The sequence below is a fragment of the Ralstonia sp. PBBBR1 genome (assembly GCF_002256165.1).
GTDB classification, from domain to species: Bacteria; Pseudomonadota; Gammaproteobacteria; order Burkholderiales; family Burkholderiaceae; genus Ralstonia; species Ralstonia thomasii.
This window is the reverse complement of record NZ_NKIL01000011.1, coordinates 24,103-46,533: the sequence shown is the minus strand read 5'-3', so window position 1 is coordinate 46,533 and position 22,431 is coordinate 24,103. Positions and strand designations below refer to the sequence as shown.

At 66.2% G+C, this 22,431-nt stretch carries 17 protein-coding genes and 1 pseudogene; 9 read left to right on the top strand and 9 right to left on the bottom strand.

Translation table 11 applies throughout. From position 1 onward, the window contains the following. Positions 1-93 precede the first annotated feature (93 nt). Positions 94-1,119 (bottom strand): hypothetical protein, encoded by a 1,026-nt coding sequence (locus CFE42_RS19195; protein WP_004633621.1) that lies wholly within the window; start codon positions 1,117-1,119, stop codon positions 94-96. A gap of 345 nt (positions 1,120-1,464) precedes the next feature. Here CFE42_RS19195 and icmF point away from each other — a divergent pair, with 345 nt between their 5' ends. The 3 genes from icmF (at position 1,465) to CFE42_RS19180 (ending at position 6,900) form a co-directional block, all read left to right on the top strand. Next, positions 1,465-4,752, top strand: a complete 3,288-nt coding sequence (gene icmF / locus CFE42_RS19190) for a fused isobutyryl-CoA mutase/GTPase IcmF (protein ID WP_004633623.1) — start codon at positions 1,465-1,467, stop codon at positions 4,750-4,752. Positions 4,753-5,032: 280 nt separating this feature from the next. Next, positions 5,033-5,887, top strand: a complete 855-nt coding sequence (locus CFE42_RS19185) for a 3-hydroxybutyryl-CoA dehydrogenase (protein ID WP_004633625.1) — start codon at positions 5,033-5,035, stop codon at positions 5,885-5,887. 155 nt (positions 5,888-6,042) lie between these two features. Beyond that, complete coding sequence (locus tag CFE42_RS19180) at positions 6,043-6,900, top strand: PhzF family phenazine biosynthesis protein (RefSeq protein WP_004633627.1); 858 nt, start codon at positions 6,043-6,045, stop codon at positions 6,898-6,900. A 17-nt stretch (positions 6,901-6,917) separates the two neighbouring features. On the opposite strand, the gene CFE42_RS19175 is transcribed toward CFE42_RS19180, so the two are convergent. The 5 genes and pseudogenes from CFE42_RS19175 to CFE42_RS19155 form a co-directional block, all read right to left on the bottom strand. After that, positions 6,918-7,466: a GNAT family N-acetyltransferase gene (locus CFE42_RS19175; protein ID WP_004633630.1), complete on the bottom strand. Its 549-nt coding sequence runs from the start codon at positions 7,464-7,466 to the stop codon at positions 6,918-6,920. After that, a pseudogene (locus CFE42_RS19170) lies at positions 7,466-7,594 on the bottom strand (DNA-binding protein); the annotation flags it as partial. The gene CFE42_RS19175 and the pseudogene CFE42_RS19170, both read right to left, overlap by 1 nt. A 154-nt stretch (positions 7,595-7,748) precedes the next feature. Further along, positions 7,749-9,224: a DUF1254 domain-containing protein gene (locus CFE42_RS19165; RefSeq protein ID WP_004633632.1), complete on the bottom strand. Its 1,476-nt coding sequence runs from the start codon at positions 9,222-9,224 to the stop codon at positions 7,749-7,751. 209 nt (positions 9,225-9,433) lie between these two features. Beyond that, positions 9,434-10,417, bottom strand: a complete 984-nt coding sequence (locus CFE42_RS19160) for a nitronate monooxygenase family protein (protein ID WP_004633634.1) — start codon at positions 10,415-10,417, stop codon at positions 9,434-9,436. Positions 10,418-10,518: 101 nt separating this feature from the next. Continuing rightward, on the bottom strand, positions 10,519-11,067 hold the full coding sequence (locus CFE42_RS19155; RefSeq protein WP_004633636.1) for a type 1 glutamine amidotransferase domain-containing protein: 549 nt from the start codon (positions 11,065-11,067) through the stop codon (positions 10,519-10,521). Positions 11,068-11,204: 137 nt separating this feature from the next. Here CFE42_RS19155 and CFE42_RS19150 point away from each other — a divergent pair, with 137 nt between their 5' ends. Continuing rightward, entirely contained in the window at positions 11,205-12,131 is a 927-nt protein-coding gene (locus tag CFE42_RS19150) for an alpha/beta hydrolase (RefSeq protein WP_004633638.1), read from the top strand. Positions 12,132-12,140: 9 nt separating this feature from the next. On the opposite strand, the gene CFE42_RS19145 is transcribed toward CFE42_RS19150, so the two are convergent. The 3 genes from CFE42_RS19145 to CFE42_RS19135 are packed head-to-tail and all read right to left on the bottom strand — an operon-like array spanning position 12,141 to position 15,864. Next, complete coding sequence (locus CFE42_RS19145; RefSeq protein ID WP_004633641.1) at positions 12,141-12,824, bottom strand: Fe2+-dependent dioxygenase; 684 nt, start codon at positions 12,822-12,824, stop codon at positions 12,141-12,143. After that, positions 12,815-13,585, bottom strand: a complete 771-nt coding sequence (locus tag CFE42_RS19140; protein WP_004633643.1) for a tetratricopeptide repeat protein — start codon at positions 13,583-13,585, stop codon at positions 12,815-12,817. The genes CFE42_RS19145 and CFE42_RS19140 overlap by 10 nt, the downstream gene beginning before the upstream one ends. Next, positions 13,585-15,864, bottom strand: a complete 2,280-nt coding sequence (locus CFE42_RS19135; RefSeq protein WP_004633655.1) for a TonB-dependent siderophore receptor — start codon at positions 15,862-15,864, stop codon at positions 13,585-13,587. Before CFE42_RS19135 ends, CFE42_RS19140 begins: the two co-directional genes overlap by 1 nt. Before the next feature lie 274 nt (positions 15,865-16,138). Here CFE42_RS19135 and CFE42_RS19130 point away from each other — a divergent pair, with 274 nt between their 5' ends. The 5 genes from CFE42_RS19130 to CFE42_RS19110 are packed head-to-tail and all read left to right on the top strand — an operon-like array spanning position 16,139 to position 22,376. Beyond that, positions 16,139-16,918 carry an enoyl-CoA hydratase/isomerase family protein gene (locus CFE42_RS19130; RefSeq protein ID WP_004633656.1) on the top strand — a complete coding sequence of 260 codons (780 nt, stop codon included), beginning with the start codon at positions 16,139-16,141 and terminating at the stop codon, positions 16,916-16,918. 1 nt (position 16,919) lies between these two features. Continuing rightward, a complete protein-coding gene (locus CFE42_RS19125; RefSeq protein WP_004633657.1) occupies positions 16,920-18,692 on the top strand; it encodes an acyclic terpene utilization AtuA family protein in 1,773 nt (590 codons plus the stop codon). 14 nt (positions 18,693-18,706) lie between these two features. Then, positions 18,707-19,861 carry an acyl-CoA dehydrogenase family protein gene (locus CFE42_RS19120; protein WP_004633658.1) on the top strand — a complete coding sequence of 385 codons (1,155 nt, stop codon included), beginning with the start codon at positions 18,707-18,709 and terminating at the stop codon, positions 19,859-19,861. Between the two features lie 21 nt (positions 19,862-19,882). Further along, the gene (locus tag CFE42_RS19115) at positions 19,883-20,770 is read left to right on the top strand and encodes an SDR family oxidoreductase (protein WP_004633659.1); all 888 of its coding nucleotides are present in this window, start codon (positions 19,883-19,885) and stop codon (positions 20,768-20,770) included. Further along, positions 20,757-22,376, top strand: a complete 1,620-nt coding sequence (locus CFE42_RS19110; protein ID WP_004633660.1) for a carboxyl transferase domain-containing protein — start codon at positions 20,757-20,759, stop codon at positions 22,374-22,376. Before CFE42_RS19115 ends, CFE42_RS19110 begins: the two co-directional genes overlap by 14 nt. The last annotated feature ends 55 nt before the right edge of the window (positions 22,377-22,431 follow it).

Below are 22,431 nucleotides of genomic sequence, written 5' to 3'. Positions count from 1 at the left end.
CCGTGGCCCGAAATCGGTGCGTTCTTGCTTTGAATTGGTGCATCTGGCGCTGCACGTGCGCTTTGATGGTGCGTTGCGCCGTTCTGACAGGCGCTACGGCTTGGCGCCGGACACGCTGAACGACGCGGCCACGGCGTCCCACAATGGTTCGTACCGCAAGCGCACGGCGCTGGCCTGCTCGGGCGATGTGGCGAGAGACTGCATGTGCAGCATCAGCAGCGCGCCGTCGGTCGGCACCATGAAGACGCGGCCGACCAGCGTGTTGCCGGGGGCGCGCGGGATATTCGGCCCGGGCGATTCGCCGATGTAGCTGGCCCACACGCCGATGCGCCCGCCGAACGATTGCGTACCCCAGCCGAGCAGTCGGCAGGGGGCCGCCACGGCTTGCTTCACGGCATCGCGCATCCAGCGCGGCTCGCGGCTGTCGGGCACGGTTTCGGGGTCGCCTTCGGTGGGGCGCACGATGAGCTCAATGCGCGACAGCCCAGAGCCGCCCTGATTGGCCCACGCGCCGATCGCCACCCGTGCCGGGTCGGGCTTGCGCGGCGCCGTGGGCGGCACGCGTTCCCACGAGAACGGCAGCCGCAGGGCGAGGCTCGCGCCGCGCGCATTCGGCCAGTCAGACAGGGTCACGGCCTGGGTAAAGCGGCTGCCCAGCTCATCGGCGGGGCGGTCGTCGTAGACCACCGCCAGCAGGGTCTGCAGCGTGGCGCGGTCCTGGCTGCCCTGCGCACGCGCAACCACGCGTTCGGCCAGCGAGTGGGCCGTCTCGGCCGTCTGGGTGGCAACGCCCACGCTGGGCTGGTGGAGGTCCAGCGCGCGCTCGATCAGCAGTTGGCGCTCGTCGTCGGATAGCGGAATGCCGGCGATCAGGCGGCGGGTGCGGGCCAGCGCCTGCGGGAAGGTGTTGTCGAATTGGGTACGGGCGCGGATCAGCTCCTCACGCTGGCCGGGAAAGCGCTGGATGGCGCGGTCGAGCGCCTGCGACTGCACGGTCAGGAAGCCAAGCACGCTGATCAGCCCCGGAATGGCGCCAGGCGTGTAGTCCCACGCCAGGGCGTGACCGGACCACGCCAGCAAGGCGGTCAGACACCAGCGCATCGTTGCGCGGCTTGGCATTGGAAGTTCCCCCTGTGGTCGGACCCGTTTCCGACCGAAATCCGACTCTAACGATTTGTATCGATTGTGTGCAAGATGGGTGTTGCACCGAGATCTGACCGTTCCGGCCCCTAACCATTTGCGCAAACCATGCCGGGCGGCGGCGCGCCAGTTGGAAGGAATCGCGCTTCGGCCACCATGAAGCCGCAGGTAAGGAAGAACGGGAAGGCCGGCGCCCCGTAAGGCCGGTTGACGAGTGCGTCAACCCCGAAAATACTGTCTGTTCGACCCTCCGACCGGCACGCCGCGCCTTGTGCGCCGTACAACATATTCAACGCCGGCGCCCCACTTATAGAAGGTGGAGACATGACCGATCTTTCCGCTGCCCGCGCGGCCGATCCCACGCCTGCAAGCGAACCCGCGCCGGTGCGCAACAAGGTGCGCTTCGTGACGGCTGCATCGTTGTTCGATGGGCATGACGCGTCGATCAACATCATGCGGCGCATCCTGCAGTCGATGGGCTGCGAGGTGATCCACCTCGGACACAACCGCTCGGTGGACGAGGTGGTGAACGCGGCGTTGCAGGAAGACGTGCAGGGCATTGCCGTGTCCAGCTACCAGGGCGGCCACGTCGAATACTTCAAGTACATGATCGACGCGCTGCGCGCACGCGGCGGCGAGCACATCCAGGTGTTCGGCGGCGGTGGCGGGGTGATCGTGCCGGCGGAGATCCGCGAACTGCAGGACTACGGCGTCGCGCGCATCTACAGCCCAGAAGACGGCCAGCGCATGGGCCTGGCCGGCATGATTGCCGACATGGTGCAGCGCTGCGATATCGATCTCTCCATCCATGCGCCCGCTACCCTTGACCCGGTAGCCAATGGCGACCGCCGTGCGCTGGCGCAATTGATCACCGCACTCGAGTCGGGCCGCATCGATCCGCCATTGCGTGAAGCCGTACATGCGGCCGCGGCAGCCACGCCGACGCCGGTGCTCGGCATCACGGGCACGGGCGGCGCGGGCAAGTCGTCGCTGACCGATGAGTTGATCCGCCGCTTCCGGCTCGACCAGCAGGACACGCTGCGCATCGCCGTCATCTCGATCGATCCGTCGCGGCGCAAGTCGGGCGGCGCGCTGTTGGGCGATCGCATTCGCATGAACGCGATCAACCATCCGAACATCTTCGTGCGTTCGCTGGCCACGCGCGAGGCCAGCCGTGAAATCTCCGACGCGCTGCCCGACGTGATTGCCGCATGCCGCGCCGCCGGGTTCGATCTCATCATCGTCGAGACCTCCGGCATCGGGCAGGGCGATGCGGCCATCGTGCCGCATGTCGATCTGTCGCTGTATGTGATGACGCCCGAGTTTGGCGCCGCCAGCCAGCTGGAGAAGATCGACATGCTGGACTTTGCCGATCTGGTGGCGATCAACAAGTTCGATCGCAAGGGCGCGCAGGACGCGTGGCGTGACGTCGCCAAGCAGGTACAGCGCAACCGCGAGCAATGGCACGCCCGCCCCGAAGACATGCCGGTGTTCGGCACGCAGGCTTCGCACTTCAACGACGATGGCGTGACGGCGCTGTATCACACGCTGGCCGATCGACTGAACGAGCGGGGCATGGCGCTGGCTGAACGCACGCTGCCGCGCCCGGCCGGCAAATGCTCCACCAGCCACGACGCCGTCGTGCCGCCCGCGCGCGTGCGCTACCTGGCGGAGCTGGCCGATACCGTGCGCGGCTACCATCGCCGCGTCGACGCGCAAAGCCGCCTCGCGCGCGAGCGCCAGCAGTTGCGTGCCAGCCACCGCATGCTGGAGCAGGCCGGCGCCACCGTGCAGACGCTGTCCGCGCTCGACAAGCAGGCGGCCGAGCGCGACGCACAGCTCGGCGCCGCCGAACGCAAGCTGCTCGCCATGTGGCCCGACCTGCGCCGTGCGTATTCCGGTGACGAATACGTCGTGAAGATCCGCGACAAGGAAATCCGCACGCAGCTCACGCACACCACGCTCTCCGGCACCACCATCCGCAAGGTCGTACTGCCGCCGTATGAAGACGACGGCGAAGTGCTGCGCTGGCTGATGCGCGAAAACGTGCCGGGCAGCTTCCCGTACACCGCCGGCGTGTTCGCCTTCAAGCGCGAGAACGAAGACCCGACGCGCATGTTCGCGGGCGAGGGCGATGCCTTCCGCACCAACCGGCGCTTCAAGCTCGTCTCGGAAGGCATGGAGGCCAAGCGTCTGTCCACCGCGTTCGACTCCGTCACGCTTTACGGTGAAGACCCGGCGCTGCGCCCCGACATCTACGGCAAGGTCGGCAACTCGGGCGTGTCGATCGCCACGCTCGACGACATGGAAGTGCTGTACGACGGTTTTGACCTGACCAGCCCCGCCACGTCGGTGTCCATGACGATCAACGGGCCCGCGCCGACGATCCTGGCGATGTTCATGAACACCGCCATCGACCAGAACCTGGCTCGGTTCCGCGCCGACAACGGGCGCGAACCGACGCAGGACGAAGAGGCAAAGATCCGCGCGTGGGTGCTGCAGAACGTGCGCGGCACGGTGCAGGCCGACATCCTCAAGGAAGACCAGGGGCAGAACACCTGCATCTTTTCGACCGAGTTTTCGCTCAAGGTGATGGGCGATATCCAGGAATATTTCGTGCACCACCAGGTGCGCAACTTCTACTCGGTGTCGATCTCGGGCTATCACATTGCCGAGGCGGGCGCCAACCCGATCTCGCAACTCGCATTCACGCTCGCCAACGGTTTCACGTATGTGGAGGCGTACCTCGCGCGCGGCATGCACATCGATGACTTTGCGCCGAACCTGTCGTTCTTCTTCTCCAACGGGATGGACCCGGAATACAGCGTGCTCGGCCGTGTCGCGCGCCGCATCTGGGCAGTGACGCTACGAGACAAATACGGCGCGAATGAGCGCAGTCAGAAGCTGAAGTACCACGTGCAGACCTCGGGCCGATCCCTGCACGCGCAGGAAATCGCCTTCAACGATATCCGAACGACGTTGCAGGCGCTGATCGCCATCTACGACAACTGCAACAGCCTGCACACGAATGCCTACGACGAGGCCATCACCACCCCGACGGCCGAATCCGTGCGGCGCGCCCTGGCCATCCAGCTCATCATCAATCGCGAGTGGGGCCTGGCCAAGTGCGAGAACCCGAACCAGGGCTGCTTCATCATCGACGAGCTGACGGACCTCGTGGAAGAAGCCGTGCTGCAGGAGTTCGAACGCATTGCCGAACGCGGCGGTGTGCTGGGGGCGATGGAAACCGGCTACCAGCGCGGCAAGATCCAGGAGGAGTCGATGCTGTATGAGCAGCGCAAGCACGATGGCTCGCTGCCGATCATCGGTGTGAATACGTTCCGCAACCCAGACGCCGATAGCGTGGTGCCGCCGCACATTGAACTGGCGCGTTCCAGCGAGGAAGAAAAGCAGAGCCAACTCGCGCGGCTGCAGGATTTTCATGCTCGGCATGCCGGGGAAGCCCCGGCCATGCTGCAGCGCCTGCAGCGCGCGGTGATTGACGATCAGAACGTGTTTGCGGTGCTGATGGACGCGGTGCGGGTTTGCTCGCTGGGGCAGATCACGCATGCGTTGTTTGAGGTGGGGGGGCAGTATCGGCGGAATATGTAGGGGATTTTTTTGTTTGTGGTGCGTCCCCTGTTTCATCCCCTGCCGGGGCTGACTCACTTTCTTTGGCAAGACAAAGAAAAGTGAGTCGTGCCCGGCAGGGTACGAAACAGGGATGAACCACACCCGCCCGGCGGGGTGGCGCGACGCTGGTCATCATACGGCGATCCGGTGGAATGTGACGCGAGCGTCAGCCAGGCTTTTCTGCCCGTCGCTGCGTCGTTTATCCTCTGCAATCTGTTTCATCCCATCTTTCATTCCAACACCAAGCGAGGAGCAGTTCATGGCAATTCAAGTCGTCGGCATCGTCGGTGCCGGAACAATGGGCAACGGCATTGCGCAAGCGTGCGCCGTGGTCGGGCTGGATGTGGTGATGGTGGACATCAGCGATGCCGCCGTGCAGAAGGGCATTGCTACCGTGGCCGGCAGCCTGGACCGCCTCATCAAGAAGGAAAAACTGACCGAAGCCGACAAGGCCGCAGCGCTCGCCCGCATTCAGGGCTCAACTTCGTACGACGACCTCAAGCGCGCCGACCTCGTCATCGAGGCCGCCACCGAGAACTTCGACCTGAAGGTGAAGATCCTCAAGCAGCTCGAAGCTGCTGCTGCGCCGCACGCCATCGTGGCGTCGAACACGTCGTCCATCTCGATCACCAAGCTGGCCGCCGTGCTGCAAGACGCGAGCCGCTTCATCGGCATGCACTTCTTCAACCCGGTGCCGATGATGGCGCTGGTGGAAGTCATCCGTGGCCTGCAGACGAGCGATGCCACGCATGCGGCTGTCGAAGCGCTGGCCAAGCAGCTCGGCAAGACGCCGATCACGGTCAAGAACAGCCCGGGCTTTATCGTCAACCGCATCCTGTGCCCGATGATCAACGAGGCGTTCTGCGTGCTGGGTGAAGGCTTGGCCTCGCCCGAGGAAATCGACGAGGGCATGAAGCTCGGCTGCAATCACCCGATCGGGCCGCTGGCGCTGGCCGACATGATCGGCCTGGACACCATGCTGGCCGTGATGGAAGTGCTGTACACCGAATTCGGCGACCCGAAATACCGCCCCGCCATGCTGATGCGCGAAATGGTGGCCGCCGGCTATCTCGGCCGCAAGACCGGCCGCGGCGTGTACGACTATCGCAAGTAAGCCGCGACGCTTCACGGCGTTCGCGCTGTCCGCCAACTGTCAGGCTGGATTCGCGCAAACTGTCTGCAAGTGTGCATGGAGACGGTGTGGCGGTGCGTTGATGATGACGCATCGCCACACCGTTTTTTTTCTTCCCCAACACTTCGGACGCCACCATGTCGCGCTACGCCTTCCGCCTGCTCAACGTCTTTGCCGAATCCACTTTTGGCGGCAACCAGCTCGCCGTGTTTGAAGACGGGCGCGGTCTGGACGACGCCACCATGCAGGCCATCGGACGCCAGTTCAACCTCTCCGAAATCACCTTCATCTTTCCCGATGAGGCCGACGGCGCCACGGCGCGTTTCCGCATTTTCACGCCCGATTACGAGATGCCGTTTGCCGGCCACCCGTCGCTGGGGACCGCGCAGGTAGTGCGCGAGCTGTATGGCCCCGGCAATGAACTGACGCTGCGTTGCCAGTCGGGCATCGTGTCGCTGACGGCGCAGGACGAGGGGTGGTCGCTGGTGCCGCCGCGCTCCGGCGCGTTGAACACGCGCGAAGCCGATCCGGCCGTTGCAAAGATGCTGGGGTTGGATGCCGATGCGCTGGCGGGCCCGCCGCTGTGGGTCGACGCAGGCATCGAGCAACTGATGGTGCCGGTCAAGACACGCGCCGATGTGGAGCGTGCCCGGCCCGACCCCTCGGCCTTCGATGCGTGGCCGCGCAGCCGCAACGACGGGCGCAACGCCTACGTGTTCACCATGCCTGCGCCCGGCAGCAACGATCCGGTGGTATCACGCTTCTTCTTCGAATACGGCACCGGCCTGTGGGAGGACCCGGGTACCGGCTCGGCGTGTGCCAACCTCGGCGGCTGGCTGCGCGCGACGGGCCATGCGTTGCCGGCAACCTACCGCATCGAGCAGGGCGCAGCAGTCGGGCGCCCCTGCCACCTCACGCTGCGCGTGGATGCTGACGGCACGATCCACGTCGGTGGCCGCGTGATCGAAATCGGCCGCGGCACGTTGACGATTTGATCGATCGACTTGATCGATCAGGCGGCGCTGTCTGGCGCGCAGAGCTGCTTGCAGAAGAACGTCGTCCCGCAGAATGCGCCGTCGGGCATCAGCGCGTAGTTGGGCACCACGCCCACGCGCTGCCAGCCGGCGCGTGCGTACAGCCGCTCGGCATCACCGCCCGTCACGGTGTCGAGCACGAGCACCGCCTTGCCCTCGGCGCGCGCCTCGTCTTCGATGGCGGCCATCAACCGCTGCGCCACACCCTGACGGCGCGCGCGGCGGTGCACCAGCATCTTGGCGACGTCGGCGCGGTGCGGCTGGTTTTCCGGCTGCGCGAGCACCAGTTGCACGGTCCCGTGGATGGCGCCCGCCTCGTCTTCGGCAATCAGCAGGGCACGCTCGCCCCTTGCCACGCCTTCGGCCACATTCCGCCAGAATGCCCGCGCCTTGTCTTGCGACAACGGCGCCATGAAGCTGACGGACGCGCCACCCTCCACGCAATCGATGAGCACATCGGCCAATGCATCGATGCACGCGCTTGCTTCGTTGGCGCCCACGCGGCGGATGGTCAGGGTATCGATCATCAGGGCCTCCAGTGGGCGGCGGATACGGTGGTCAATGCGACGAGGTAACGGGCCGGCCGCCGCGTGGGGTTGTGATAGACGATCGGGCAGTCCAGCCGCATGGTCAGGCAATCGCCTGCATTGAGGCGCCTGGGTCTTGCCTTGCCCAGATGGCAGAGACCATCGCGTTGACGAGGCTGGAGAACGCCCCGGTCGCATTCCGCGGCCTGCTCGAAGGACGAACCTTCGGCAAGCGCGTGGTGCGCGTGGCCGAGGCTTGATCGCGCAATTGGGGGCGACGGACTATGGGGTCGCGGCGTCGCGGCGCTGTACGGCGGGCGGCAGCCACGAAGCGTCGAGCGCCGCTTCCTTCGGCCACGTCAGTTGCAGGCGCAGGAGGAACGGGCCGGTGGGCGGCGGCAGCCAGTTGTTGCGCATGCCTTTGGGCGGCGCACGCTGGATCAGGATGTCGAGCGAGCCGTCGCGGTTCAGGCGCGGGTGGTCGGCCTCGCTCAGCATGTTGTGCAGGCCCGGGCGCTCCGCTGTGCTGCGCGGTTGCCCGCCAAGAGATAAAGCGGCGATGGCCCAGCCGGCGTTCTCGGGCGGGAGCTGGTTGCGCTCGAAGTGCAATACGTAGCGGTGCGTGCTGTCCAGCGCAATGCCGTTGGTGTCGGTCTTGGCGGTGGCAATGAGCATGTCCTGCGGCAGGTCGGTGCCGCCGCCGTTCCACGCGACGATGGCGCGCTGCGCATAGTCCAGCCCATAGGCACCGACCATGCGCGGGATGAACCAGCCGTTTTGCGTGATGGGCGGCTGCTTCACGGCCAGCGAGAGGGTTTCCCGCGCGGCCGCCACGCCGCCATCCATCACCTTCAGATTGGCGGCGGTCACGGCCTTGGCGTCGAACGGCGCACCGGGCACGATGCCCAGATCACGCAGCGATTGCAGCATTGTCGAGTCGGCCGCGTGCGGTGGATTGTCTTTCAGCAGTTCGGCAAAGCGCGTGAAGTAACTGTTCGCATCCAGTGCGGTGACGCGGCGGCGCGCGGCATCCATGCTGACGTCGAGGTCTGTGGCCTTGTCCGTGTTCACCTTGGTTTCGGCTTCGGCGTCGCGCAGGGAAGTTTTGCCGAAGGCGTCCAGCGGGGTGATGCGGTAGCGGTCCTGTACGCGGCGTGCGGCGGTCAGGTCGCGCGGGCCAGCCACCTGCGTCCGTGCCACCACCCAGACGAGGCTGGTCGGCGCGGCAATCTGTTTGACGCCCGTGGGCAGCGTGCCCTCCCAACCCGGCGGCGTGATGGCGTAGTGCGCGGCACGCGCCCCGGTGGTGCGGTTGCCGAGCGATTCGAACACGTCGTTCCACCCGTCGTGCAGCGCCACCCAGAGGTGTCGGCGCCCGGCGTCGGGCAGGCTCAGGACGACCGGGCCGTTACGCAAATCGACGAAGGCGCTGCTGGCGAGCACGTCCACGCGGGCGCGCACACCGGTGGGCAGGGCTTCGTCTTCCAGCGTGCGCTGATGCATGAACGTGCCGGCGGGCGCCAGCGCAGACGTGGTTTGCAGCAGCGCGTCGGTCATCATCAACGGAAACGCGTAGACATAGGCCGAGCGCACGAGCGCTTCGTTCGGCTTCGGAAGACGTTGTTCGATGGGGGCCGTGGTCGTGGCGTTCTGGGTGGAGCAGCCGGCCAGGCCCAGGGTAAGCGCCGAGGCCACCACGCTCAGCGCCACGGCCGCCCGCTTGGTAAGCAGGCGCAACGGCGCAGGGCAGTGCGTCATCTTGTTCTCCTTTGTCGTCGGTGCGCGCAACAGGAAAGCAGACGCCTGTCGGACATCCCCCCAAGGATGCTTGCGCATACGGTTGCGCGGTGGCCGATCCGTGGCTCCACGCATGTCGTGTCTTGAATCTTTGGAATGTAGAAGCGCCGCCAGCGCAAGTCAATTGAAGTGCAGCGGGGCACGCACGCGTGGCTCGGTGCAGGCCGCTTCTAGAGGCGCAGGTGCAGCGCAAGACGCAACTTTGCCGCGTCGTACTCGGCCTTCATGCGCGCCACGATTTCGGCGGCGGGCGGCAGATCGGCAATCTGACCCACGCCCTGGCCGGCACCCCAGATGTCTTTCCACGCCTTGGCGCGCGAGCTGCCGTCGCCAAAGTTCATTTTCGATTTATCCGCCTCGGGCAGGGCGGCCGGGTCCAGGCCGGCCAATTCGATGCTTTCGCGGATGTAGTTGCCGTGCACACCAGTGAAGAGGTTGGTGTAGACGATGTCCGACGCGGCCGCGCGCAGGATGGCTTGCTTGTAGCTTTCGGCGGCGTGGGCCTCCTGGCTGGCGATGAAGCGTGTGCCAATGTAGGCGAAGTCGGCGCCCATGGCCTGCGCGGCCAGGATGGCGTCGCCCGTGGCAATGGCGCCCGACAGCGCGATCGGCCCGTCGAAGATGCGCCGCACTTCGCCCACCAGCGCAAAGGGCGAGAGCGTACCGGCATGCCCACCGGCACCCGCAGCCACCAGGATCAGCCCGTCGACGCCGGCTTCCAGCGCCTTTTCCGCATGGCGCAGATTGATCACGTCGTGCAGCACGATGCCGCCGTAGCTGTGCACGGCATCGAGGATCTCCTTGACCGGCGCACGCAGCGACGTGATGAAGATCGGCACCTTGTGCTTGACGCACGTGGCCACGTCCTGCTCCAGCCGCGCGTTTGAGTGGTGCACGATTTGATTGACGGCGATCGGTCCCACCACAGCGTCCGGATGCGCGGCGCGGTATGCAGCGAGGTCCTCGTTCATCTGCGTGAGCCACGCGTCCAGCACCTCGGCTGGGCGCGCGTTGAGCGCCGGAAACGCCCCGACGATGCCGGCCTTGCATTGCGCCAGCACCAGCTCCGGGTAGCTGACGATGAACATCGGCGAACCGATCACGGGCAGCGTCAGGTGCTGCAGCACGGGCGGCAGGTGCTTGGCGGCGGGCATGGCGTCTCCTGGTTTGGCAAACCGGCACAACAGGGGCAGAGCATGTTGATCGATTATAGGAACGATCCCGCACCCCGCCGTGGGCTGTCTACCCGCCAGGCTCAGACGCGAGCGTGCTGGGCCAGCAGTTCGATGAAGGCGCGGTTGAAGGCGGGCAGGTCATCGGGTTTGCGGCTGCTGACCCAGTTGCGGTCGGTCACCACTTCACGGTCCACCCACATGCCGCCGGCATTGCGGATGTCGTCCTGCAGCGTCGGCCAGCTCGTCAGCGTGCGGCCACGCACCAGGCCGGCAGACACCATCAGCCACGGCCCGTGGCAAATCACGGCGATGGGCTTTTGCGCGCGCTCGAACGCTTTCACGAATGCCTGTGCGGCCGGCACGACGCGCAGTGCGTCGGCGTTGAAGACCCCGCCGGGCAGCACCAGGCCATCGAAGTCGTCAGCCTTGGCCTGATCCAGCGTCAGGTTCACTTTGAAGGTGTCGCCCTTGGTGGCGTGGTGCAGGCCCGTCACGCTGGGGCCTTTCGGCGCAATGATGCTGACCGTGGCACCGGCGCCTTCCAGCGCTTGCTTAGGGCTGGCCAGCTCGGCCTGCTCGAACAGGTCGTCGACGAGAATGGCGATGCGCATGTCATGCAATGGGGTCATGGCGAACTCCGTGTCAGGGGAAACCAAAAGAAGGGAACGGCAGCGGACGGTTCCGCAACGCACGTGCCCGCTCTGCGCTAGCATGCGGAGCATTCGCCACGCATCACTTCAATCACGACCGATCACCGGAGACCCGCATGACCACGCCGCTTTCCATCGATGCCGCCACCGCTGCCGCAGATGCCGCGCTGTTTCCCGGCTTTCGTCCGTTCCGCCAGATGGCCAACGGGGTGGAGATCGCGGGGGTGATCGGCGGCAGCGGGCCGCCGCTGCTGTTGCTGCATGGCCATCCGCAAAGCCATGTGATCTGGCATAAGGTGGCACGCGAATTGGCGCACGATTACACGGTCGTCGCGACCGATCTGCGCGGCTATGGCGCCTCGTCCAAGCCGGCTGGCAGCGCCCGGCACGCTGAATACAGCAAGCGCACCATGGCGCAGGACCAGGTGGAGGTGATGCGCGCGCTCGGCTTTGGCCGCTTCCGGCTGTGCGCGCATGATCGGGGCGCGCGTGTGGCGCATCGCCTGTGTGTCGATCATCCCCTACACGTGGAGCGCGCCATGCTGCTCGACATCGCCCCCACGCTGGCAATGTACGAGCACACCGACATGGCGTTTGCGTCCGCCTACTGGCATTGGTTCTTCCTGATCCAGCCGTCGCCGTTTCCCGAGACGCTCATCAACGCCACGCCCGATTTCTACATCGGCAAGCTGATGGGCCTGCGCCATGCGGGCCTCGAACCGTTCGCCCCGGAGGCCATGGCGACCTACGCCGCCGCCATGCGCGAACCCGCCTGCGTGCACGCCATGTGCGAGGACTACCGCGCCGCCGCCACCATCGACCTCGAACACGATCGCGCCGACCGCGACGCCGGCAAGCGTGTGAGCGTGCCGCTTCGTGTGCTCTGGGGCGAGCACGGCGTGATCCAGCGCTGCTTCAAGCCGTTGGAGTTGTGGAAAGCGGTGGCGGACGACGTGAGCGGCGGCACGGTGCCATGCGGGCATTACGTGCCGGAGGAGGCGCCGGAAGCGCTGCTCAAGGAAATGCGGGCGTACTTTGCCTGAGGCGGCCGCCTAGGCGTCGGCCCATTCGCGCAGCAGGTTGTGATACGTCCCCGTCAGCGCAATGACGGACGGATCGTCCTGCCCCAGCAATCCCGTCAGCCGCTGCAGTTCCGCGTCCATCTGGAACAGCAGCGTGCGATGCGCGTCGCTGCGCACCATGCTCTGCAGCCAGAAGAACGAACACACGCGCGCACCGCGCACAACCGGTGTCACGCGGTGCAGGCTGCTGCTGGGGTAGAGCACCATGTCGCCCGCCGCAAGCTTGACGCGATGTTCGCCGAAGGTGTCGTCGATCACGAGTTCGCCGCCGTCGTAGTCTTCGGGCTCCGTCAGGAACAGCGTGCAGGAGAGGTCGCTGCGGATGCGGAAAGCGGTGCCGCGCAGATGGCGCACGGCGTTGTCAATGTGGTTGCCGAAGGTCTGGCCGCCCGCATAGCGGTTGAACAGCGGCGGATACACCTTGAGCGGCAACGCAGCGGAAAAGAACAGCGTATTGGCGGACAGCGCATCCTGAATCAAGGTACCGACCTCGCGCGCAGCCGGCGAGCCCTCGGGCAGCTGCATGTTGCGTTTGACCTGGCCCGACTGCGCACCGGCAGTGACCTTGCCGTCCACCCACTCGGCAGCATCGATGGTGGCGCGGCACTGCGCGACCTGTTCCTTGGTGAGCACGGCGGAAATCTTCAGCAACATAACGATGGGGTTTTCAGCACGCCGGCCAACGCGCGCAAACGCACATCGGGATGACCGGCGAGAAAGTCATGCGCTTTCGCAAGAAAGGTCGGGGCGGCGGTGCGCGGCACCGCCTGCATCCAGCCGAGGGCATCGTCTGCGTGATTCGCGAGGGCGAGCAGGCGTGCTGCGTTGAACTGGCCGCGGAAGTCGCCGCCCGCTGCGGCGCGCAGGTAGCAGCGCAGGGCCATCGCCGTGTCCGCCTCGACTTCCCAGCCGTCTTCATAGAAGCCCCCCAGCACGTTGATCGACTTGGCGTGGCCTTGTGCGGCCGCCGCTTGGAACAGTGCAAACGCGCGGGCGCGGTCCGCCGGGATGCCGCGCCCGAGTTGCAGGCGTGTTGCGTAGTTGTACTGGCCCCAGTCGAGGCCGGCATCGGCGGCGCGGGCGTACCAGTGCGCGGCGGTCTTGTCGCAGGCGGGCGCGCCCCAGCCGTGCTCATAGCAGCGGCCCAGCATGTTGGCGGCCATCGCGTGGCCCGACAGCGCGGCCGTCTTGAACCAGAACAACGCTTCGGCCGGGTTGCGTTCAACACCGCGGCCATCGAGCAGCCATTGGCCGAAGATGGCCTGCGCTTCCGTGTGCCCGCGCCGGGCGGCTGCCGCCAGCCAGCGCGCGGCGCGGTCAGCGGGGCCGGTGAGCACGGCGTGGATGGCATCGACCACCGCAGGATCGGCTGCGGTGGCTCCGGCGGCTGCGGCGGTTGCAGCGTCGGCCGGCATCAGTAGCGAATGCCCAGCGTCAGGATGGCCGTGCGGCCCGGTGCCAGCGATGCGTAATGCGATGCATACGCCTGATTGAAGTACACCTTGTCGAACACGTTCTGCACATTCAACTGCAACGTGGTGTGCTTGTCGATGCGGTAGGCGGCCATGGCGTCAAAGCGCCAGTAGGCCGGCACCCACTTCGGGTTGGCGGGGTTGGCGCTACCCCACACCTTCGAGACGTAATACGCGCCGCCGCCGAGCGTGAGCTTCGGCATCGGCTGATAGGTCGTCCACAGGCTGAAGCTGTTCTTTGGCGTGTTGGGGAAGGCCGTTCCGTTGGTGCCGCCAAAGGCTGCGCCTGCGCCGCCGTTGTTGCGCAGTTCGCTCTTCAGATACGTGTAGCCTCCGAACACCTGCCAGCGGTTGGTCAGCGCGCCTGACCAACCCAGCTCGAAGCCATCGACGCGCTTGTTGCCGGCCATGGCGGCGGTGCCGTCCTGCTGCACGATGCGGGCGTTGGTCGTCTCGATCCGGAAGATCGCAGCCGTCAGTGCCAGCTTGCTGTCGAGCACGTTCCACTTGGTGCCGAGTTCGTAGGCGCGGTTCTTTTCCGGAGCGAGCACGTCCCCGCGATTGCCGGAGCGGTCAGGCGTGAGCGCGCTGGTATCGGCACCCTGGCCCGCCACCGAGCCCGACGGCGTGGAAGACGTGCCGTACGCCAAGTAGATGCTGCCGTTCTGCGCAGGCTTGAAAACGAGGCCGAGCTGGTAGTTCAGCAGATTGTCGTCGCGCGAGAAAGTCGACCGCACGCCCTGCGCATTCGCCGACGTGGTGGCCGATGCCGAATAGCGATCAAAGCGCAGCCCGCCGTTGACTTGCCACCGTGGCGACAGCTCGACCGTGTCGAATACGTAGGCCGACTGCGTGCGCACCGTCGTCTCCGCCGGATTGTTGTTGAGCCTGATGCTGCCGGCCCAGGGGTCGTTCGGGTTTGGGTTGAAGAGATCTGCGCAGTTGTAGTCGCCCGCCGCGCCGATGCCGTTGGGGCAGCGGTTGCTGCCGGTGGCCACGGCGTAGGTGTCGTTGCTGCTGCGCTCGCGCGAGAACTCCAGGCCGGCCGCATAGCTGTGCTTGAGGCCGCCGGTATTGAACTTGCCGGTCGCTTCTGTCTGGTTGGCGACGGTGTTGGCCACCGAATAGCGTGAATTGGCGCGGCGCCAGACCATGCCGTAATAGATGTTGCCCTGGCTGTCGTCGGGCTGCGTCCAGATCGTGTCCTGGCTCGTGCGGGCAATGCGCATGGTGTTGCGCAGCTTCAGCGCGCTCGACACATCGTGCTCCAGCGTGAAGGTGCCCATGTCGACGCGGTCGCGGCGGAAGTCGCGCGACAGGCCGTAGTAGACATTGCGGTCGACATTCACGGGCGCGCCGTCGCCGGGGCCGAACAGTTGCGGGCGGCCGTCGGTGCGGCGGTTGAACGTGCCGTTGTTGTATGGAATGCCTGTGTCTGGCGTGTCGTTCGATTGCAGGTGGTAGTACGACAGCGTGGCGCGCGTGGGCGTGCCGAGCCCAACGGCGATGGACGGCGCGATGCCCCAGCGGCTGAAGCTCGTCACGTCACGCCCGGCAACGGCGGCGTCGTGCGCCATCGCGTTCAGGCGGAACGCGGCGTGCTCGCCGATCTGGTAGTTGCCGTCGGCCGTGGCCCGCTTGTACGCCGCGTTGCCGACCGACAGCGTGCCCTCGGTGAAGTGCTCAAGCTTGGGCGTCTTGGTGACGATGTTGACCGCCCCGCCTGCCGCGCCGCGGCCTTCATACGCACCCGACGGGCCCTTGATGACTTCCACCGATTCCACGTTGAACATTTCGCGCGATTGCGCACCGATGTCGCGCAACCCGTCGAGGAAGGTACTGGCCTGCGCGTCGTAGCCGCGGATGAACGGGCGATCACCGACGGGGTTGCCGCCTTCGCCGGCGCCAAATGCGATGCCCGGCACCGTGCGCAGCGCCTCGGTGAGTGTGACGGAGCCGGTGCCCTGCAATACCTCTGCGGGGATCACCGTGACGGACTTGGGCGTATCGAGCAGCGGCGCGGTGAATTTGCCGCCCGAGGCCGCATCCGCCTTGAACCCGTTGGTGCCGGTGACGGTTTGCTCGGGCAGGGTGGCGGACACGGCGTCTTTCTTCGTGTCGGCCAGCGCCGGCGCTGAAACCACGGCGAAGCTCATTGCGCCGGTCAGGTAACCCACCACCGAATGTTCGGTGCGCTTGCGTTCGATCTGTGCTGTGGACATGACGTGGTGACACTCCCCTGAAAGTTTTTGCCACACGTTTTTTGTAAATGAGAATTGTTATCGTTCAAATGTGAGCGAGTCAACGCGTCGGCTGGCGAATTGCTTACGGCCGCAGTGGGATCGTCATATAAATCATGGGGTTATGACGATCCGGCTTCGCTGTAGAAAATCGTTGAGGACCCACAGCACGCGAACGCTTCCATTTTTTCAATCAAATGATTTAGTATTGCCGGGCAGGCTGTCCAACCGAATTCCCTTTCAAGGCGAGCATCGCGTGAGCACGGACCCGGAACTCCTCATCGAGCGGCGCGGCCAAGCGCTGTGGCTGACCATCCAGCGCGAAGACCGCCGCAACGCGATCAACGCCGCCGTGCTGGAAGCGCTGACTGCCGCGCTGGTCGACGCCGGCCGTGACGCCGCCGTGCGGGCCGTGGTGCTGACCGGCGCCGGCACGCGCGCCTTCTGTGCCGGCGCCGATCTGCAGACCGGACAGTCCTTCCGCTTCGACTATTCCCAGCCGTACCAAGCCCTGGCGGATCTGTTTCGCCAGGCGCGCCGCTGCACCGTGCCGCTCATCGCCCGCGTGAATGGCGCTTGCATGGCGGGCGGCATGGGTTTGCTGGCGATGTGCGATCTGGCGGTGGCAAGCCACAGCGCCACGTTCGGCTTGCCGGAGGTGAAGGTCGGCGTGTTTCCCGCCCAGGTGCTGGCCGTGCTGCAGCACCAGTTGCCACGCCGCGTGCTGAACGAGTTGTGCCTGACGGGCGAACCGATGAACGCAGACCGCGCGCTCGCCGCTGGCCTCGTCAACGAAGTCACCGAGCCCGAAGCGCTTGATGGGGCTGTCGATGCATTGCTTGCGCGGCTGGTCGACAAATCGCCGTCGGCCATCCGGCGCGGCCTGTACACGCTCAAGCACGTGGAATCGCTCAGCTTCGAGCAGGCCATGGCCTTTACCGAAAGCCAGATCGGTCTGTTTGCGTTGACCGAAGACGCGCAGGAAGGCCAAGCCGCCTTTCGCGAAAAGCGCGCCCCGAACTGGACGGGCCGCTGACATGCGCAAGGACACCGTTTCCATCGGCGGGGCCAGCGGCTTCTGGGGCGACAGCGTGACCGGGCCGCTGCAGCTGGTGGCCTCCGGCCGTCTCGACTTCCTCGTCTTCGATTACCTGGCCGAGCTGACCATGTCGTTGCTGGCCAGCGCGCGCATGAAGAACGCCGAGTTGGGTTACGCCACCGACTTTGTGAGCGTGGCGATGCGCGCGGTGCTCAAGGATGCGCTGGCGCAGAACATCCGCATCATCGCCAACGCGGGGGGCGTGAACCCACGCGGATGTGCGGCGGCGCTGCAAGCCTTGGCCGCTGAGTTGGGCGTGAGCGTGCGCATTGCCGTGGTGGAAGGCGACGATGTCATGGCGCTGCTGCCTGCCTTGCGCGGCGAAGGCGTGCGCGAACTACAGAGCGCACGGCCATTGCCCGACAAGGTGGTGAGTGCCAACGCGTACCTCGGTGCGTTGCCGATCAAAGCGGCGCTCGATGCCGGCGCGCAGGTGGTCATCACTGGCCGCTGTGTCGATAGCGCGGTTACCCTGGGCGCCTTGATGCACACGTTCGAGTGGCGTGCCGACGACTATGATCGGCTCGCCGCCGGCAGCCTCGCCGGGCACATCCTTGAGTGCGGCTGCCAGGGTGCGGGCGGTCTGCACACCGATTGGGAAGCCGTGCCCGACTGGGCGCACAGCGGCTACCCGATCGCCGAATGCCGGGCCGACGGCAGCTTCATCGTCACCAAGCCCGAGGGCACGGGCGGGCTGGTGACGACTGCGACCGTGGGCGAACAACTGCTCTACGAAATCGGCGACCCCGCGCGCTATGTGTTGCCCGACGTCGTTTGCGACTTCACGCACGTGACGATGACGCTGGCCGGCGAGCATCGCGTGGAAGTGCGCGGCGCACGCGGTCGTGCGCCCACGCCCGATTACAAGGTGAGCGCAACGTATGCCGATGGCTATCGCGCGACCAGCCAACTTACCATCGTCGGCGTCGACGCCGACCGCAAGGCGCGCCGCACAGCCGAGGCGATTCTTGAGCGCACGCGCGGCCTGTTCCGCCAGCTCGGCCTGCCGGATTACAGTGCAATGCATATCGAAACGCTCGGTTCAGCGTATCTGTTCGGGCCGCATCAGCCGAACGTGCCGCGATTTGAATCGGTGATGTGGCTGGCGGTGACGCATCCGAACAAGCAGGCGCTGGAACTGTTCGCGCGCGAGATCGCCCCGGCCGGCACGTCGTGGGCGCCCGGCACGACCGGCGCCGGCGGGCGGCCAAGCGTGGTGCCCGCCATCAAGCAATACGCTTTCCTGATCGACAAGGCACGCGTCCGGGCGCGCGTGACGTTGCTGGGCGAGGAGGGCTTCGACATCGCCGTGCCAACGGGTGGCGCCACGCTTGAACCATCCGCTGCGGCGCAGGCCTCCGTTGCATTGCCCCCCGGCCCGACGCGCGAGGTGCCCCTCATCGAACTCGCCTATGCCCGCAGCGGCGACAAGGGCGACACTTCCAATATCGGCGTCATCGCGCGTCGGCCCGAAGACCTGCCGCTGCTGCGCGCGCAACTGACGGAAGATGCCGTCGCGGCGTACCTCGCGCACGTCGTGAAAGGGCGCGTGACGCGGTACGACTTGCCCGGCATCCACGCGCTCAACTTCGTGTGCGAACAGGCGTTGGGCGGTGGCGGCATGGCATCGCTGCGCAACGATCCGCTCGGCAAGGGCATGGCGCAGGTGCTGCTGACGATGCCGGTGCGCGTGCCGGTCAACCACCCTTGATTGACGAGGCGATCATGCTTTCAGGTTTGCTCCCGTCTGCCCGCTTCGATGCCGATCACGATATCTTTCGCGAGACGGTGCGCCGCTTTGTCGACAAGGCCGTGCTGCCGCACATCGATGCGTGGGAAGAGGCCGAGACGTTTCCGCGTGCGCTGTATCGCGAAGCGGCCGACCTTGGCTTGCTCGGCATTGGTTTCCCCGAGGAATACGGTGGCACGCCGGGCGACCTGTTTCTTGAACTGGCGATGATCGAAGAGCTGACGCGAGCGGCCAGCGGCGGTCTACTCGCATCGCTGTTCAGCCATACGATCGGTGCGCCGCCCATCGTGGCGGGCGGATCGGCCGAGCTGAAGGCGCGCGTGTTGCCGGCGATTCTGTCGGGCGAGAAGATCAGCGCGCTTGCCATCACCGAGCCTTCGGGCGGCTCGGATGTCGCCAGCCTCACCACACGCGCGGTGCGCGACGGCGATCACTACGTCGTCTCCGGCAGCAAGATCTTCATCACCTCCGGCATGCGCGCCGATTACATCACCGTGGCCGTGCGCACCGGTGAGGCGGGCGCGGGCGGCATCTCCGTGCTGCTGGTGGAGGGCGATACGCCTGGGCTGTCGCGCACGCCGCTCAAGAAGATGGGCTGGTGGTGCTCTGACACGGCGCAACTGCATTTCGACAACTGCCGCGTGCCGGTCGGCAACCTGCTCGGCGCGGAAAACCGCGGTTTCGAGCTGGTGATGCGCAACTTCAACCACGAACGCCTCGCGCTGGCGATGCAGGCCTACGGCCTGGCGCGCACGTGTCTGATCGAAGCCGTGGAATGGGCCACCCAGCGCGAGACCTTCGGCAAGCGCCTCGTGCAGCACCAGGTGGCGCGTCAGAAGCTGGTTGCGATGGCCACGCGCATCGAAGCCACCCGGGCGTTGCTGGAAGACCTGATGCGGCGCATGCAGGCCGGCGATTCTCCGGTCGCGCAACTGTGCATGCTGAAGAATTTCGCAACGCAGAGCCTTCAGTTCTGCGCGGACACGGCCGTGCAACTGCTTGGTGGCATGGGCTTCATGCGCGGCACCAAGGCGGAGCGCATCTATCGTGAAGTGAAGGTCTACATGATCGGCGGCGGCGCGGAGGAAGTTCTCAGCGACCTTGCCGCGCGCCAACTCGGCTGGACCTAACGCGCATTCAGGGAGAGAACCATGTATCGCTCAGTCTTTCGACCGGGGCTGTTCCAGGGGCAGGTGGCCGTGGTGACGGGTGGCGGCAGCGGCATCGGCCGGTGTACCGCGCATGAGTTGGCGTCGCTGGGTGCGGCGGTCGCGTTGGTGGGGCGCAACGCAGAGAAGCTCGCCGCCGTGCGCACGGAGATCGTTGAAGCGGGCGGCACCGCGCACGCCTACGTCTGCAACATCCGCGACGAGGCTGCCGTGCAAGCCACTGTCGCGCAAATCTACGGCGAGCACGGCCGCATCGACGCGCTCGTCAACAACGCGGGCGGGCAGTTTCCCTCGCCGCTCAAGGACATTTCCGCCAAGGGCTGGGAAGCCGTCGTGCAGACGAACCTGACCGGCGGCTTCCTGATGGCGCGCGAGTGCCTCAACCAGGCGATGCAGCAGCGCGGCGGCGCCATCGTCAATATCGTGGCGGACATGTGGGGCGGCATGCCCAACATGGGCCACTCCGGCGCCGCGCGCGCGGGCATGGTGAACTTTACGGAGACGGCCGCATTCGAGTGGGCGCAATACGGCGTGCGCGTGAACGCGGTAGCGCCGGGCTACGTCGCGTCGTCGGGCATGGATGCGTATCCGCCTTGGATGGCCGAGACCATCCGGAGCATGCCGTCGACGGTGCCACTCGGGCGCTTTGCCACCGAGGCGGAAGTGTCGTCGGCGATCGTATATCTGTTGTCGGAAGCGGCCGCGTTCATTACCGGCACCACGTTGCGCATGGACGGTGGGCGCCCGAACGTGCGGCCCGGTTCGCCTATGCCGGCTCCGCGTCATGGCGCCGAGCCGTTCAACGGCTTCCACCTGGCCGTGACGCCCAAGGTGCTGCAAGGCGAGGAGGGCCGCCATGCCGGCGCTTGAATCGCGCATCGTGCCGCAGAGCGACGCATATCGGCAGAACCATGCCGCGCTCACGGAACTCGTCGGCCAGTTGCGCACGCTGGAAGATCGCACACGCGACAAGTCCGAAGCCTCGCGCGCCCGCTTCGAGCAGCGCGGGCAACTGCTGCCGCGCGACAGGCTGGGCCGCCTGCTCGACGCCGGCGCGCCGTTTCTTGAGCTATCCACGCTGGCGGGCTTTTGCCTCGACCACGCAGACCCGGCGCGCTCGATTCCTGGCGGCGGCTTCATCGCGGGCATCGGCTGGGTGAGCGGTGTGCGCGCGATGATCATTGTCGACGACGCGGGCATCGACGCAGGGGCCGTGCAGCCGATGGGCATCGAGAAGTTCCAGCGTGCCCAGGCCATTGCGCTGGAGCAGAAGCTGCCGTTCATCCACCTTGTCGAATCGGCCGGCGCCAACCTGCTGACGTATCGCGTGGAGACCTTCATCCACGGCGGCAGCGGCTTTTACTGGCTCGCGCGGCTGTCGGCGGCGGGCATTCCGGTGATCAGCGTGGTGCATGGGTCCAGCACGGCAGGCGGCGCCTACATGCCGGGCCTGTCGGACTACGTGGTGATGGTGCGCGACCGGGCGCGCGCGTTCCTCGCCGGGCCGCCGTTGCTGAAAGCCGCCACGGGCGAGATCGCCACCGAGGAGGAACTGGGCGGTGCGGAGATGCACGCCACCACTTCGGGCCTGGCCGAATACCTGGCCGAAGACGATGCCGATGCGCTGCGCATCGCGCGCGAAGTTGTTGCCGCGCTCGACTGGAACCGCGATGTGCCGGCACCGGACAGGCCATACGCGCCGCCGCGCTTTGATGCGGAAGAACTGCTTGGCATTGCGCTCACCGATCACCGCAAACCGCTCGACATGCGCGAGGTGATTGCACGCATTGCCGACGGGTCGGACTTCCTGGAGTTCAAGCGCGACTACGGCCCCGGCACCGTCACCGGGCACGCGGCCATCTGTGGCATGCGCGTCGGCGTCATCACAAACAACGGGCCGCTGGACCCGGCGGGCGCGACCAAGGTGGTGCATTTCATTCAGGTGTGCTGCCAGTCCGACACGCCGCTGCTGTATCTGCAAAACACCACCGGTTTCATCGTCGGCAAGGCGTCGGAACAGGCCGGCATGATCAAGCACGGCTCGAAGATGATCCAGGCCATGGCCAACGCCACCGTGCCGCGCATCACCTTGCATTGCGGCGCGTCGTTTGGCGCGGGCAACTACGGCATGTCGGGGCGCGGTTTCTTTCCGGATTTCTGCTTCAGCTGGCCCAATGCCAAGACGGCGGTGATGGGCGCCGAGCAGGCCGCCGGAACGATGGCGACGGTCATGGCCGCGAGCATGCAACGCAAGACGCAGACCGTCGACCACGAAGCCATTGAAGCGATGCGCGCCAAGGTGATCGACACGTTCGAGCGGCAGTCCGACGCGTTCACCATTTCGGGGCGGCTGCTGGACGACGGCGTGATCGACCCGCGCGACACACGCAAGGTGCTCGCCTGTGTGCTGTCCGTCTGCGACGAGGCGCGCAGGCGAACGCTGCATCCGATCCAGTTTGGCGTTGCGCGCCCGTAGCGCCATCCCGAAATCCATACACGAACAGCCCAGCACACCAGGACAACGGAGCGAG